13 protein-coding genes are annotated in these 14856 nt (G+C 64.9%); 5 read left to right on the top strand and 8 right to left on the bottom strand.

The features are described from left to right. Positions 1–76: 76 nt before the first annotated feature. A complete protein-coding gene (locus BLS34_RS18145) occupies positions 77–1579 on the top strand; it encodes a bifunctional metallophosphatase/5'-nucleotidase (RefSeq protein WP_175474291.1) in 1503 nt (500 codons plus the stop codon). Positions 1580–1645: 66 nt separating this feature from the next. Here BLS34_RS18145 and BLS34_RS18140 read toward each other — a convergent pair whose 3' ends face one another. The 6 genes from BLS34_RS18140 to BLS34_RS26695 all read right to left on the bottom strand — a co-directional run bounded on the left by BLS34_RS18140 (position 1646) and on the right by BLS34_RS26695 (position 5425). Beyond that, entirely contained in the window at positions 1646–2530 is an 885-nt protein-coding gene (locus BLS34_RS18140) for an intradiol ring-cleavage dioxygenase (RefSeq protein WP_093152587.1), read from the bottom strand. Between the two features lie 78 nt (positions 2531–2608). After that, entirely contained in the window at positions 2609–3679 is a 1071-nt protein-coding gene (locus BLS34_RS18135) for an energy transducer TonB (protein ID WP_093152584.1), read from the bottom strand. Next, positions 3679–4116 (bottom strand): ExbD/TolR family protein, encoded by a 438-nt coding sequence (locus BLS34_RS18130; protein WP_093152582.1) that lies wholly within the window; start codon positions 4114–4116, stop codon positions 3679–3681. Before BLS34_RS18130 ends, BLS34_RS18135 begins: the two co-directional genes overlap by 1 nt. A gap of 10 nt (positions 4117–4126) precedes the next feature. Further along, positions 4127–4576 (bottom strand): ExbD/TolR family protein, encoded by a 450-nt coding sequence (locus BLS34_RS18125; RefSeq protein WP_093152580.1) that lies wholly within the window; start codon positions 4574–4576, stop codon positions 4127–4129. Beyond that, a complete protein-coding gene (locus tag BLS34_RS18120) occupies positions 4512–5300 on the bottom strand; it encodes a MotA/TolQ/ExbB proton channel family protein (protein WP_175474290.1) in 789 nt (262 codons plus the stop codon). Before BLS34_RS18120 ends, BLS34_RS18125 begins: the two co-directional genes overlap by 65 nt. Beyond that, on the bottom strand, positions 5297–5425 hold the full coding sequence (locus tag BLS34_RS26695; RefSeq protein WP_281169189.1) for a hypothetical protein: 129 nt from the start codon (positions 5423–5425) through the stop codon (positions 5297–5299). Before BLS34_RS26695 ends, BLS34_RS18120 begins: the two co-directional genes overlap by 4 nt. A 633-nt stretch (positions 5426–6058) precedes the next feature. Between BLS34_RS26695 and BLS34_RS18115 the strand changes: the two genes are divergently transcribed. Together BLS34_RS18115 and metK are read left to right on the top strand one after the other, a co-directional pair. Beyond that, positions 6059–7753: a glycine/sarcosine N-methyltransferase gene (locus tag BLS34_RS18115; RefSeq protein ID WP_093152577.1), complete on the top strand. Its 1695-nt coding sequence runs from the start codon at positions 6059–6061 to the stop codon at positions 7751–7753. A gap of 92 nt (positions 7754–7845) precedes the next feature. Then, positions 7846–9027 carry a methionine adenosyltransferase gene (gene metK / locus BLS34_RS18110; RefSeq protein ID WP_028795808.1) on the top strand — a complete coding sequence of 394 codons (1182 nt, stop codon included), beginning with the start codon at positions 7846–7848 and terminating at the stop codon, positions 9025–9027. 347 nt (positions 9028–9374) lie between these two features. Here the strand turns inward: metK and betB are convergent, their stop codons facing one another. Next, on the bottom strand, positions 9375–10835 hold the full coding sequence (gene betB, locus BLS34_RS18105) for a betaine-aldehyde dehydrogenase (RefSeq protein WP_093152575.1): 1461 nt from the start codon (positions 10833–10835) through the stop codon (positions 9375–9377). Between the two features lie 10 nt (positions 10836–10845). Next, on the bottom strand, positions 10846–12354 hold the full coding sequence (betC, locus tag BLS34_RS18100; protein WP_093152573.1) for a choline-sulfatase: 1509 nt from the start codon (positions 12352–12354) through the stop codon (positions 10846–10848). Positions 12355–12696: 342 nt separating this feature from the next. Between betC and BLS34_RS25540 the strand changes: the two genes are divergently transcribed. Together BLS34_RS25540 and BLS34_RS25535 are read left to right on the top strand one after the other, a co-directional pair. Continuing rightward, positions 12697–13593, top strand: coding sequence for an FkbM family methyltransferase (locus tag BLS34_RS25540; protein ID WP_139189388.1), 897 nt, complete (start codon positions 12697–12699; stop codon positions 13591–13593). Positions 13594–13863: 270 nt separating this feature from the next. Continuing rightward, positions 13864–14619, top strand: a complete 756-nt coding sequence (locus BLS34_RS25535; RefSeq protein ID WP_139189387.1) for a phytanoyl-CoA dioxygenase family protein — start codon at positions 13864–13866, stop codon at positions 14617–14619. Positions 14620–14856: the final 237 nt, after the last annotated feature.

Below are 14856 nucleotides of genomic sequence, written 5' to 3'. Positions count from 1 at the left end.
ATGTTGGTGCAACCCGCGGGTTACAGTACTGTTACAGTCGGGTTCTTCCGCCTTCCGCTGATCGATGGAGTCGATGATGTTCTCCTTCCTGCGCACATTTACGTTCGCGCTCGTGGCCGTGGCCGCGCTTGCCGGACCCGCGGCCGCCGAGCCGCTGAAACTGGTGCTTTTGCACCTCAACGACTGGGACAAGATGGAGAGCGCCGGCAAGGTCGCTTCCGTCATCGCTGCGGAGAAGAAGGCGGCGGAGGCGGAAGGCGCCTTCGTGCTGGTCACCTTCGGCGGCGACCTGATCTCGCCCTCGCTGATGAGCGGCATCGACAAGGGCGCGCACATGATCGAGCTGGCCGAACAGGTCGGCATCCAATACGCGACCCTCGGCAACCACGAATTCGACCTCGGTGACGAGGTGCTGAAGGCCCGGGTTGCGGAGTCCGACTTCACCTGGATCTCCAGCAACGTCACCCTCGACGGCAACCCCTTCCCCGGCGTCGAAGGTCCGCAGATCATCGACATGAACGGCTACAAGATCGGGCTGATCGGCCTGACCACGCCGGACACCACCTTCCTGGCCAGCCCGGGGCCGGGTGTCGCGTTCGCCGACTACACCGAATCCGCGACGTCCGCCGCGGGCGCCGTCAAGGAGTTGGGCGCCGACTTCGTCATCGTGCTCAGCCATGGCGGCGAGTCCCTGGAGCGGGGCCTGACCCGCTCGGTGAAGGACGTGGATCTGGTGCTGGGCGGCCACGACCACCTCGCCCGCATCGTCTATGACGGCCGCGACATGACCGCCTCGTCAGGCTCCCAGGGGGAGTTCATCGCCAAGACCGTGATCGTCATGGACAAGGTCGAGAAGCGCGGGAAGATGAGCCTCGTCTGGTCGCCGTCCTTCGACCTGGTGGCGACCGCAGACGTCACGCCCGAGCCGACGGTCCAGGCCCAGGTGGACGAGTACACCGCCGCCCTCGACCGCGAACTCGGCCAGGTGATCGGCTCCAGCGGCGTCGATCTGGACACGCGCCGGGCCGCAATCCGGTCGCAGGAAACCACCTTCGGCAATCTGGTCGCCGATGCCAGCCGCGAGGCCACCGGCGCTGATATCGCAATCGCCAATGGCGGCGGCATCCGCGGTGACACCCTCTACCCCGCCGGGACCCAGATCACCCGCAAGATGGTCCTCACCGAGCTGCCCTTCGGCAACACCACGGTGAAGCTGGAGGTGACCGGCAAGCAGGTCCGCGAGGCCCTGGAGCATGGGGTGAGCGGCATCGAGGACGGCCAGGGCCGGTTCCCGCAAGTCTCCGGCATGACCTACAGCTTCGACGCCTCCAAGCCGGTCGGCCAGCGCATCCTGCAGGTGCTGGTGCACGACCAGCCGCTGGACGACAACAAGGTCTACACCCTGGCCACCAACGACTATGTCGGCACCGGCGGCGACGGCTACGGCATGTTCAAGGGCAGCAAGGTTCTGGTGGACAAGGACGCCGGCGGCCTGCTGGCCACCCAGGTGATCGACTACGTGATCCAGCGCAGCACGATCTCGCCAACGGTGAACGGCCGCATCAAGCGCGTCGACTGACCACCCCACCTCTTCGGACACAAGACGGCCCGCATCTTCCAGTGCGGGCCGTTTTCTTATGAGACGTTACACCGGCACCAGGACGAAGTCGGTCTCCACCGTCCAGAACGGGTTCGCCACGCCGAACTCCGCCGCCCGGGCCGGGTCGTCGTGGCGGATGAAGGTGCGGATCAGGCTCTCCTTCACGCCGAACACCGCGTCGCTGTCCAGATACGCGTCGTCATGGACGAAGATATGGGTCGTCACCGTCTCGAAGCCGGGCGCGCTGACGATATAGTGCAGGTGGGCCGGGCGGATGTTGCCGCGGCCCAGTCCGTGCAGGAGCTGGCCGACCGGGCCGTCGTCGGGAATGGGGTAGAAACTTGGCTTGACCGACCGGTAGGAGAACCGGCCGTCGGCGCCGGTGCGGAAGATGCCGCGCAGGTTGTTCTCCGGCTGTTGCTCCGGTTGCTGCAGGTCGTAGAAGCCGTCATGGCTGGTCTGCCAGGTGTCGATCACCGCCCCCTCGACCGGCCTGCCGTCACCATCCACCACCCGACCGCTGACGACCAGCGGTTCGCCGATCCCGTCCTGGGAAATGGTGTCGCCCATGGCCAGATCGGGCGCGCCTTCCACATGGAACGGGCCGAGCACCGTGTTCTCGGTCGCGCCCTCCGGCCGCCGCGTGTTGATCGCATCCACCAGCATCGACACGCCCAGCACATCAGACAGCAGGATGTATTCCTGACGCTTGTCGTCGCACATCCGGCCGGTCTCGGTCAGGAAGCGGATCGCCGCCATCCACTCGGCATAGGTCGGCTCGACCTCCTTCACCACCGCGTGCAGGTGGGCGATGACCGCGCGCATGACCTCGGCCAGGCGCGGGTTCTCCGGTTCGCCCATGCGGGCGAGCACCGTCTCCACGGAGGTGTCCTCGGTGAAATAACTGGTCGAACCCTCGGTACCCGGCATGTCCCGCCTCCCTGACAGTTTCCGCCAGGATAAAGAGGATCGGACGGTCGCGACAATCGGCGTGCCCCAGCGATGCGCCTAACGCAGCTGGAACTGCACCGGAACCACCAGTTCCAGACGGGCCTGGGCCATCTCCGCCGGCAGAGGCGGCAGCGGCTGGGCACGGCGGATCATCTGCTCAACCTCGCGGTCGAGCAGGTCGTGGCCGGAGCTGCGGTCGATCCGGTACTCGAGCACATGGCCCGCCCGGTCCATGACGAAGTACAGCATCACCACCCCCTCCTGGCGCCGGCTGCGGGCGCGCCGGGGGTATTCCTTATGGTCCTCCAGCCAGGCCTGCAGGATCGAGGCGTAGTCGACCGACACGCCCGGCCGGCCGCCGCCGCTGCTCGACTCAGCGCTTCCGGACAGCGGGGACTGACCGACACCGCTGCGGCCGGCCGCGCCCTGGGTCTGCGACGCGGCGGGCTGCGCCTGGGCACTGGTCGGGGCCTCAACCGGGGCCTCAACCGCCAGGGCGGCGGTCTGCTGCGGCGCCGGGGTCGGCTCGGCCTCGGTTTTCTGCGGCTTCGGAGGCTTCTGCGGCGTCGGGGGCTCCGGCCGGGTCACGGGCATCGGCGGGGTTTCCACCGGCGGCGCCTCAGGCTCGACCCGGGCGACGGTGACCGGCTCGGGCTTCAGCTCCACCGGCGTCTCGGCCGGCTCCGGACGCTCGATCTTCACCGGTTCCGGCGGCGGCGGGGTCTCCACCTTCTCGGGCCTGGCGATGGCGATGACCTCGTCGACCTGCTGCACGACCTCGGCGGTCTCGACGGCGGCATCCACCGGAGCCGGCGGCGGTGGCTCGCTGGGCCGCGCCGTTTCGGGCGGTGTTTCCTGGGGATCTGCCGTCTCCGGTCGGACGGTGTCGGGCTTGGCGACCGGGGCCGCGGTCGGGTCGACGGGGTCGGCCTTGTCGACCTCGCTCACCACCTGGGCGACGCTGCCTGGCGCCCCGCCGGAGGGACCGAGCGAGACCTGGATGCCGCCCATGCCGGTGGCGGCCGCACCCTTCTTTTCCGGCTCGAGAACCATGGCGATGGCGGCGGCGACATGGATCGCCAGCGCGACGCCGATCGCCAGGCCCATATGGCGCGAGCGGATCCGCATCATCCGTCTCCGGCGGGGAGGGTCAGGAGCTGGACGGATTTCACGCCGGCGGTTCGCAGAACCTCCATGATGGCGACCACCCGGGTGGCCGGGACCGTGCCGTCGGCCTTCAGCCGCACAGGAGCCGGGCCGCCGTCGGAGATCCGCCCGGCCACGGCGGCGCCCAGCGCCTCCTCGCCCATCTCCTCACCGTTCAGGGCGAGGCGGCCGTCGACGCCCAACTGGACCAGCAGATCCTCCACCGTCACCAGTCCCTCGCTGGCGGAGACCGGCGGGTCGATCCGGAACGGGTCGGACGCCGCCAGCCGGCCGGCCAGCATGAAGAAGATCAACAGCAGGAAGACCACGTTGATCAGCGGCAGGATGCGGTCATCCTCGTTCTTCGGGCGCCGGCGCCCGAGAGACTGTTGGACGAGAGACTGGTTGGCGAGAGACACGGCGCACCTCCTACCGGCTGCCGGTGCGCACGAAGGACATGTTGGCGACGCCGGCCGCCGACAGCCGGTCGAGCACGCGCACCGTGTCCTGCAGGACCACGCCGTCCGCCGGCTTGATCAGCACCCGCTGATCCGGCTTCTCTCGCACCTTGGCCATGATCCTGCTCTCGGCCTCGTCCAGGGAGACCATGTGCCCGCTCAGGCGCAGCCCGTCCTGCCGGACCTCCAGCAGCATGGCTCCGGTCATCGACGCGCCGGCCCCGGCCGAAGCCGGAGCCGCCAGATCGATCGTCCGCCAGTCCAGGAAGCTGGACGCCAGCATGAAGAACACCAGAAGGATGAACACCACGTCGATCAGCGGCGTCAGGCTGATGACCGACCGGCGCCGCCGCCCGCTATTCGCCAGCCGCGGCGGTGCGTAGTCGGGCAGGCCCTCGTCCACGTTCGAATTCGCGCTCATAGCCATGACCGTCGCTTTCCCCCACCATCGTGGAGAGATCCTGTGTGAAGACGCCCGTGATGGCGCTGTCCATGTCGTGGGCGGTGCGCTCGACGACACGCTCCAGCCAGTTCAGGGCCGCAACCGCCGGAATGGCGACCGCGAGGCCGACCGCGGTGGTCAGCAGCGCCTCCCAGATGCCGCCGGACAGCACAGCCGGGTTCACCTGGTTGCCGGCCGCCTCCAACTGCTGGAACGCGCCGATCATGCCGAGCACGGTGCCGAACAGACCCAGCAGCGGCGCCAGCGAGGCGATCACCTCCAGCGGCCGTAGATAGCCCCGCAGCTCCTCCAGCATGTCGCCGCCATAGCGCACGGCCTCCTCGCGGACCTTGTGGTCCGGCAGGCCGCGCAACTGGCCGATCAGCGTCCGGGCGACCGCCTGGGCCACCGGATTGCGCTTGCTGCGCACCAGCGACAGCGCGTCATGCGGCCGGCCGGCCCGCACCAGGGCCAGGGCGTTGCGAACAGAGTTCCGGTCGCCCAGGCGCGCCGACCGGAACTGCCAGAGCTTGACCAGCACGATGGCCAGCGCGATCACCGACATGGCGAGCAGGATCGCCACCACCGGGCCTCCCGCCGCCAGCATATCGGTGAGGCTGGTCAACCAGTCCGGCTCCGCCGCGCCGACGGCCCGCGCGGCATCGGCGGCGTCGGTCACAGCGGCATCGGTCGTATCGTTCATGCCGCCACCTGCCATGCCGACACCACGTGGCCGACCCTCGTTCGGTCGCCCAGTTGCCTGTCGTCCGGCTGCCTGTCGTCCGGCTGGCGGACGTCGAGGCGGATCGCGCACGGGGGCCTGCGCATGTTCTCGGCTCCTTGATTCGGAAATCGGTCGTTGCGGACTTTATTGCGAGCGACTCTCATTCGCAAGCATCTAGATGCTGCGCTGCGGCGCCTCGCCGACCCAAGGCGCGCTCAGCGTGCGTCGCGGTGCCCGATTGGCGCTGAACGCACCCCCGGCCAGAGCTAAATAACGGGAGAATATGAGATTTTTTCAGCCCGGCTTTATCGAATGCGATCAATCCACTAGGCGATGTCAACCCGGTTTTGTGTCGTATTCCGGCTTGTTATGTCGAAATTAGGACACTAAACATGATGCAACCGACACGCGCCTAGGTCGGTTGTCTCCGAGCTTTGTCCGGAGGCGGTGCAGCAGGCTGCGGGCGGCGATCCCATCCCCGTCACGCCAAAATCAAGAACGCGGGACGAAAGCGCCCGCCAGCAAGACCGCCGCGGCCCGGGCCGCGCGGCCTTTCCGAGGTCGCCGTCCGGGGTAGTCGCGACCGGATCAAGATTTCGCATCACCGTTCCGCGCGGACCTTACCGCGGGACGGTCCAGACCCGCGATCGGGCCGGGAGGCCGTAGGAAGAGCCGAAGGTTGGCACCTTTTTATGCACCCCCGGACGCCCGGTCCCCCACAACGACCGGAGGCCATCATGGAGCAGACCGCCCGACAGACGACAAACGCCGAGCTACAACTCGACGAACAGGCATATGGCGAGAACCCGCTTGAGAACCGCGACACCGACCTCTATCGCGGCGAGTACATCATGTCCTTCGTGGAGAAGTGGGACGAGCTGATCGACTGGCGCGCCCGGGCCGAGGGCGAAGGCCAGTTCTTCATCGACGTGCTGCGGGCCCGCGGCAAGGAGACCGTGCTCGACGTCGCCTGCGGAACAGGATTCCACTCGGTGCGTCTGCAGGAGGCCGGCTTCAATGTGACCTCCGCCGACGGATCGGCGGCGATGGTCGCCAAGGCGTTTCAGAACGCCCAGGCCCGCGGCCTGATCCTGAAGACGGTGCAGGCCGACTGGCGCTGGCTGAACCGCGACATCCAGGGCAAGTACGACGCGATCATCTGCCTCGGCAACTCGTTCACCCACCTGCACACCGAGGCCGACCGGCGCCGTGCCCTGGCCGAGTTCTATGCCGCGCTGAAGCATGACGGGATCCTGATCCTCGACCAGCGCAACTACGACTCCATCCTCGACCATGGTTTCAGCACCAAGCACAAGTTCTACTACGCCGGCGACAAGGTGACGGCCGAGCCGGAGCATATCGACGAAGGCCTGGCCCGCTTCAAGTACAGCTTCCCGGACGGCTCCGAGTACACGCTCAACATGTGCCCGATCCGTAAGAACTACGTGCGCCGCCTGCTGTCGGAAGCCGGCTTCCAGCGCGTGCGCACCTATGGCGACTTCCAGGAGACCTACGCGGATTCCGAGCCGGACTTCTTCATCCACGTGGCGGAGAAGTCGACCCTGCACGTCGTGCGCTGGGGCGGCGGCAGTCGCGACGAAGGCGAGACCGATGTCCGCGACGTGGCCGAGGACTATTACGACAGCGAGGACGCCGACACCTTCTACAGCATGGTGTGGGGCGGCGAGGATCTGCATGTCGGCATCTATGACGACACCAAGGTGATCCGCGAAGCCAGCGACACAACCATCGACAAGATGGCGGAAGCGCTGCCAGGCCTCGACCAGAACACCCGGGTGCTCGACATCGGCGCCGGTTATGGCGGGGCGATGCGCCGTCTGGTGAAGCGTTACGGCAACACGGCGACCTGCCTGAACATCTCCGAGATCCAGAACGACACCAACCGGAACAAGATCCGGCGCGACCGGCTGGCCGACAAGATCAAGGTCATCCACGGCGTGTTCGAGGACATCCCGGAACCCGAAGGCAGCTACGACGTGGTGTGGAGCCAGGACGCCATCCTGCACTCCGACCAGCGCGCCAAGGTGCTGGCCGAGGTGCACCGGGTGCTGAAGCCGGGCGGCTACTTCATCTTCACCGACCCGATGCAGGCCGACGACGTGCCGGAAGGCGTGCTGCAGCCGGTCTATGACCGCCTCCAGCTCACCTCGCTCGGCTCCATGCGGTTCTACCGCGAGGCGGCCTCCTCGGTCGGCCTGGAGACCGTCGAGCAGCGCGAGATGACCAACCAGCTCCGGACCCACTACGACCGGGTGCGCGAGGATCTGGTGGCCAACTACGACAAGCTGCGCGACAGCGGCGCGTCGGTCGACTACCTCGACAAGATGATCGTCGGCCTGGAGAACTGGGTGAAGGCGGCCGATGCCGGCTATCTCGCCTGGGGCATTCAGATCTTCCGCAAGCCGGACTGAGCGATCCCGACAATTCGGCGTCGGGGCGTGGCGCGCAGAACCGCAGCCCCGCCCCGGCGCCTCTTCCCGACAACAACAAAGGACCGTCAGACATGACTGACAGAACGTGGCTGTTCACCAGCGAATCCGTCTCCGAGGGCCATCCGGACAAGGTCTGCGACCGGGTGTCGGACTCCGTGCTCGACGCCTTCCTGGCCACCGGCGAGGACGTGCGCGTCGCCTGCGAAACCCTAGCGACCACCAATCACGTCACCATCGCAGGAGAGGTCCGCGGCCCCGAGGCCGTGCTGAAGGACGTCGAGGGCATCGCCCGCGAGGCGATCAAGGACATCGGCTACGAGCAGGACGGCTTCCACTGGGAGACCTGCGAGATCGTCAACCGCCTGCACGCCCAGTCCTCCGACATCGCGCTCGGCGTCGATGCCGGCAACAAGGCCGAAGAAGGTGCCGGCGACCAGGGCATCATGTTCGGCTATGCCTGCAACGAGACCGAAGAGCTGATGCCGGCGCCGATCCAGTTCTCCCACCGCATCCTGCGGCTGATGGCGGAGGCCCGGAAGTCCGGCAAGGAGCCGCGCTTCGGCCCGGACAGCAAGAGCCAGGTCACCCTGCGCTACCAGAACGGCAAGCCGGTCGGCATCGACACCGTCGTGGTCTCGACCCAGCATGACGGCGCGGTCGACCAGGACACGGTGCGCGACATGGTGAAGCCGTTCGTCACCCAGGCCCTGCCGGAAGGCTGGACCCTGCCGGACGACCGGCTGCTGGTGAACCCGACCGGCCGCTTCGTGATCGGCGGTCCGGACGGCGACGCCGGCCTGACCGGACGCAAGATCATCGTCGACACCTATGGCGGGGCCGCCCCCCATGGCGGCGGTGCCTTCTCCGGCAAGGACCCGACCAAGGTCGACCGCTCGGCCGCCTACGCCGCGCGCTACCTGGCGAAGAACGTGGTCGCCGCCGGGCTGGCCGACAAATGCGTGATCCAGCTTGCCTATGCCATCGGCGTGCCGGAGCCGGTCGCGGTCTATGTCGACACCCAGGGCACCGGCCGGGTCGACGAGGACCGTCTCGGCAAGATCCTGCGCGAGCGCGTGCGGCTCACCCCGCGCGGCATCCGCGAGCATCTGGGCCTGCTGAAGCCGATCTACGCCCGTACCGCCGCCTACGGCCATTTCGGCCGGCCGGTGGAAAAGGACGGCGGCTTCGGCTGGGAGCGCACGGACATCGCCAACGACCTCGCCCGCGAGTTCGGCGCCGAAGCGGCGGACTGAGGGCGGGCGATAGATCGCCCTCTCCCGTCTCCCCGGCCTCCGCGCCGGGGTCGAGGGCGCCGCACGCCGGAGCGTCGACGATTTATCGGAGGCGTTCCATCGCGCCGCTCTCTGGATCCCGGGGCAAGCCCGGGAAGACGGCGACCAAAAAGGAAAGGCCCGCGCCACCCCCGGCGCGGGCCTTTCTTCGTTCCCATTACCTATTCCTGCACTCCCCGGATTTATTCCGGGGTCTACCCCTGGGTTGCCTCAGTCGTCGGGGAGAGACCCTCTCACGCCCGAGGCGGGCGACGCGTGGGCCCCGGAATGAATCCGGGGAGTGAGAGGACGTGGCAGGGGCCTGCCCCTCAATACGGCGCTTCCGGCGCGTTCACCGCGACATAGACCGAGCGCACCTCGGAGTAATGGTGGATCGCCTCCTTGGAGTTCTCGCGCCCCACGCCGGACGCCTTCACGCCGCCGAACGGCGCCTCCACCGGGGTCAGGTTATAGGCGTTGATGTACAGGCTCCCCGCCTCCAGCTGCCCGACCACCCGGTGGGCGCGGGCGAGGTCCTTCGTGAACACGCCGGCGGCCAGGCCGAACTCGGTGGCGTTGGCCCGGGCGATCCCGTCGGCCTCGTCGGCGAAGTCCAGCACCGACATCACCGGGCCGAAAATCTCCTCCCGCGCGATGGTCATGCCGTCGGTCACATCGGCGAAGACGGTCGGCTCCAGGTACCAGCCGGGCCGGTCGATCCGCCTGCCGCCGGCGACCAGCCGCGCGCCCTCCTCGATCCCCTTGGCGATGTAGCCTTCGACGATCTTGAGCTGGCGTTCGGAGACCATCGGGCCGTAGGTGGTCGCCTCGTCCATCGGGTCGCCGATCACCGCGTCGGCCAGCCGCTCGGTCAGGCGCGCCAGAAACGCCTCCTTGATCCCCTTCTGTACGAAGACCCGGGTGCCGTTGGAGCAGATCTGGCCGGAGCTGTAGAAGTTGCCGACGATGGCGCCGCTGACGGCGGCCTCCACATCGGCGTCGTCGAATACCAGGATCGGCGACTTGCCGCCCAGTTCCATGGTGACGTGCTTGATGCCTTCGGCCGCCGCCGCGTAGACCTTGCGCCCCGTCGGCACCGAGCCGGTGAGCGAGACTTTCGCCACCCGCGGATCGGTGGTCAGCGCCGCCCCGACCGGGCCGTAGCCCTGGACCACGTTGAACACCCCCGCCGGCGCGCCCGCTTCCATCAGGATCTCCGCCACCTTCAGGGTGCAGAGCGGCGTCATTTCCGACGGTTTGAACACCATCGCGTTGCCGCAGGCCAACGCCGGGGCGGCCTTCCAGCAGGCGATCTGGGTCGGATAGTTCCAGGCGCCGATGCCGACGCACACGCCCAGCGGCTTGCGCATGGTGTAGACGAAATCGCCGCCCGCGAGCTGCACATGCTCGCCGGTCAGGCTGCCGGCCAGCCCGCCGAAATACTCCAGCGCGTCGGCGCCGGAGGTCGCGTCCGCCACCAGGGTCTCCGACAGCGGCTTGCCGGTATCGAGCGTTTCCAGCACCGAGAGCTCGCGGTTGCGCTCGCGCAGGATGTCGGCCGCGCGGCGCAGTACCCGGCCGCGCTCGGTTCCGCTCATCGCCGCCCAGCCGGCCTGCGCCGCCTTGGCCGAGGCCAGGGCCCTGTCCACGATCGCCGGGGTGGCGGCGTGCAGGCGGGCGATGGTCTCGCCGGTCGCGGCATAGACAACGTCCAGAGGGTCGCCGGCACTGTCTTCCACGTATTTGCCAGCGATGAAATGGCTGGCCTTGGGTTGTGCGTCGTAGGTCATTGCCGGTTCCTCATTCGCCGCGCGGGAAGCGCTGGTTCTCTTCGACCACATTGAGATCCATGTGGTTGCGCATGAAGCGCTCCGACGCCTTCAGCAGCGGCTGGTGGTCCCAGGGGTAATAGGCGCCGTTGCGCAGGGCCTCGTACACCACCCAGCGCCTCGCCTGACTGGAGCGCACCTCGGCGTCGAACCGGGCGAGGTCCCAGCGCCCATCCGCCTCGGCCCGGAACTCGGCCAGGGTGTCGGCATGGGCCGGATCGGCGGCCAGATTGGTCAGTTCGTGCGGATCGGCCTCCAGATCGAACAACTGCTCCGGGTCGAGCACACAGCGGGTGTACTTCCACCTGCCCCGGCGCAACCCGACCAGCGGGGCGTAGGAGCCTTCGGCGGCGTATTCCATGGCGACCGAGCCCGGCCGCGGTGTGCCGCCCGGGACGGAGACAAGGCTCTTGCCCTCGGTCCAGGGCGTGACCTCCTCCATGGAGATGCCGGCGAGTTCCGCCAGGGTCGGCGTGACGTCCAGGGTGGAGGCCGGGGCGGCGATCAGGCCCGGCGCCATGCCGGGTGCGGAGATCATCAGCGGCACCCGCGACGAACCGTCGAAGAAGCTCATCTTGAACCACAATCCGCGCTCGCCGAGCATGTCGCCGTGGTCGGAGACGAACAGGATGATCGCCTCCTGCCGGGTGCGCTCCAGGGTGTCGAGGATCTCGCCGATCTTGTCGTCCAGATAGCTGATATTGGCGAAATAGGCCTGGCGGGACCGGCGGATGTTCTCCTCGGTGATGTCGAAGCTGCGCCAGTCGTTGGCGTCGAAGATCCGCTGGGAATGCGGGTCGTGGTCTTCGTAATCCATCGCCGGGACGGTGGGCTGCAGGTGCTCGCAGTCCTCGTACAGGTCCCAGTATTTGCGCCGGGCCACATAGGGGTCGTGCGGATGGGTGAAGCTGACCGTGAGGCACCAGGGCCGCCCGTCACGGCCACGCGACAGGTCGTAGAGCTTGCGCACCGCGTGGTAGGCGACCTCGTCGTCGTACTCCATCTGGTTGGAGATCTCGGCCACGCCGGCGCCGGTGACCGAGCCGAGGTTGTGGTACCACCAGTCGATCCGCTCCCCGGGCTTGCGGTAGTCCGGGGTCCAGCCGAAATCGGCCGGGTAGATGTCGGTGGTCAGCCGCTCCTCGAAACCGTGGAGCTGGTCCGGGCCGACGAAATGCATCTTGCCGCTGAGGCAGGTCTGGTAGCCGGCCCGGCGCAGATGATGGGCATAGGTCGGGATGGCCGAGGAGAACTCGGCGGCATTGTCGTAGACCCCGGTCAGCGAGGGAAGCTGGCCCGACATGAACGACGCCCGTCCCGGCGCGCAGAGCGGCGAGGCCGTGTAGGCGTTGGCGAAACGGGTCGAGCGCTCGGCCAGGCGGCGCAGGTTCGGGGTGTGCAGCCACGGCGCCGGTCCGTCCGGGAACAGGGTTCCGTTCAGCTGGTCGACCATCAGGATGAGGATGTTGGGGCGCGCCATGGGGTGCTTCCGGGTCCGGGTTTCGGGGTCGGCGGCAGGCGAACATGGAACGCCGACATCCCGTCCCTAGCCGAAAAGTGGCAGGCTGGCAAAGGGCTGGGACTAGGCCCATTCACCATGGCCCGGGGCCACAGTCTTGCGTCGAGGCGACCGGGAGCGGCGGATCGGGAGCCGGTCACCGGTCGGACTCCACGTCGTTTGTTTTCCGACCCAGGAAATCTGATCCGAAAACGTCCATTCAAATTGGAGAGTAATTTGCGAAGGCATATCAACCGCGGTTAGAGTATTAAAAGTTTCCAACAGATCTGCGCCCGCGGCTGGGGCCCTACTAGCGAGAGAGCGATGAACCAGAAGCAATACCCTCAAAGATGGACTGGAAGATGGGCCGATCAGCAAACATTCGACAGCGTTTACAGCACGATCCCAGCCGCCTACCAATGTTATAGAGATATTATAAAAGACCAGAAATATGAAGATCCACGAAGCCTTATACGGTCAGGCTTCAAAGTATACGGGCAAGTGGATGAAGATGGCATAATACAAGAAATTTTCCGCAGGATTGGCATCAGGAATCATACATTCATCGAAATTGGATGCGGGTATGGACTGGAAAATAACACCCGCTATCTTCTTAAACAGGGATGGTCCGGTATTTGGATTGATGGAAATCAAGAAAACATTAACTACATTAACGGCAATTTTCTCAATAGTATTGGCACCCGCCTTGAAGCAAAGTGCTGCTACATAAATAAAGATAATGTCAATTCGGTAATTTGGCCCAGTTCCGTGATCGATGACAGGGAGATTGATTTTTTAAGCGTTGATATCGATGGCAATGACTACCACGTACTCTCGGTAATTGATCAGGTAAACCCAAGAGTTATTGTCGTTGAATACAATGCGAAATTCCCTCCCCCGTTCGACTGGGTGATGCCGTACAACTCCGATCATATATTTCAGGGAGATGATCATTTTAGTGCATCACTAACGGCTTATACAAGATTGATGAAATCTAAGAAATACTCCCTTGTCGGCTGTGGAGTCGGTGGATCAAATGCGTACTTCGTTCGCGATGACTTTGTCGACGAAGAAACATTCCTGGCACCATTTACCGATAAATTTCACTATGAACCGGCTCGGTATTTTCTGATATTCGGCTTCATTAACGAATTACCTGGATGGAACATGGCCGGCTGGCGCGCTGGACCTGAAAGACCCGAGCCTGTGGCAACTGACTAGCGCCCGTCGTTGATCGCTTCTCATGCGAAAAATAAGTCAAAGAAGCCTGTGCTCATGGACCACACCTGACCGGCTCTCGAGCCGGTTCCGCTTGATTCTCAGCTCTGGCAGCCACACCATCATCAAGGGAAAACCCAGGACGAATCTCGGCCCCTTATCCGTCCAGCGCGTCCTGTCGGAGCAGATCAATTGCGCTCAAGGGTACCGGGCGTTCAATGCGGTCGGCATCTGTATGGTTTATGCTGTATCGGCAGATTTCATGGAGGTACCATGTTTCCTATTGTTTTGAAGGATGCATTTACAAAACAAGAAGTCGGAAAACTCGCCGACCTTCTCAACTCTGCTTTTCCTGATGAAATGAAACCGGAGTATCAGAACTCCGCTAACTTCGCGATGATCGATGAACATAAAGGTGAACGCGGCGCTGAAATCCGCGAGTCGATTATGAGTATGTTTTGCGCATCTCCTTGCCTGCAAGTAGCGGAGAAAGTGCTACGGGATCAGCCCGTCTTTTTAATGCATGAATGCGCATTTCGCTTCCATGAACCCGGCCAGTACGACAGTCACCTGGCTTTCCATCTCGATGGTCAGTTCATGGGAACTGAGAGCACAACGCTCAACTTCTGGGTGCCAACCGTCGATGTCGGAGAAACCGCACCCGGCTTGACGTTCTTGCGTCCGGAATGTGATATCCGGGTTTTTATCAACGCTTTTAATCAAAATAAAATGGGTGGACCGACCGTACATACCGAAGCAGATCTTGAGCGGATCTATGGCGCGCCGATCGACTCTTTGGTAACGACTCCCGTTGTTACGGCTGGCTCCGTGTTGCTGTTCCATCAGACAACCTTACATAGCACGCAAAAGCTTCCAGAAGGCGGCGACTATCGGCTTTCGATTGAGTTCAGAATTGGCCAGCGCTCGGCGCTGCCGAAGCATTATCGGTCCGGTAAATACGAATATGCGGTTCCGCAAAACGACGGATCCGGTTGGAACTTCGACTATAGGCGAGAGTCGGGCACTTAAGAGTCGGTCGCATCGACTGGCGGCTCGGTCGTCAGAAGCAACTGGCCTACTTATCTATGCATTTTGCGTATCCCCCTCCTTAGCGTTCGCAGTTCATCCCCAACCCAATGAAAGCTAAAATCTAGAGCAGATCGTGCGGTGACGGGATCACTTCGTGATCGCGTCAGCGTGCGTGACTCTGCTCTATCTCATTGTTTTAGAGACAAATTCACCAACCATATTGAATCATGAAATGAT

It is taken from the genome of Thalassobaculum litoreum DSM 18839 (assembly GCF_900102465.1).
GTDB classification, from domain to species: domain Bacteria; phylum Pseudomonadota; class Alphaproteobacteria; order Thalassobaculales; family Thalassobaculaceae; genus Thalassobaculum; species Thalassobaculum litoreum.
The sequence above is the reverse complement of the archived record's forward strand: the minus strand, read 5'-3'. Positions and strand labels throughout refer to the sequence as shown.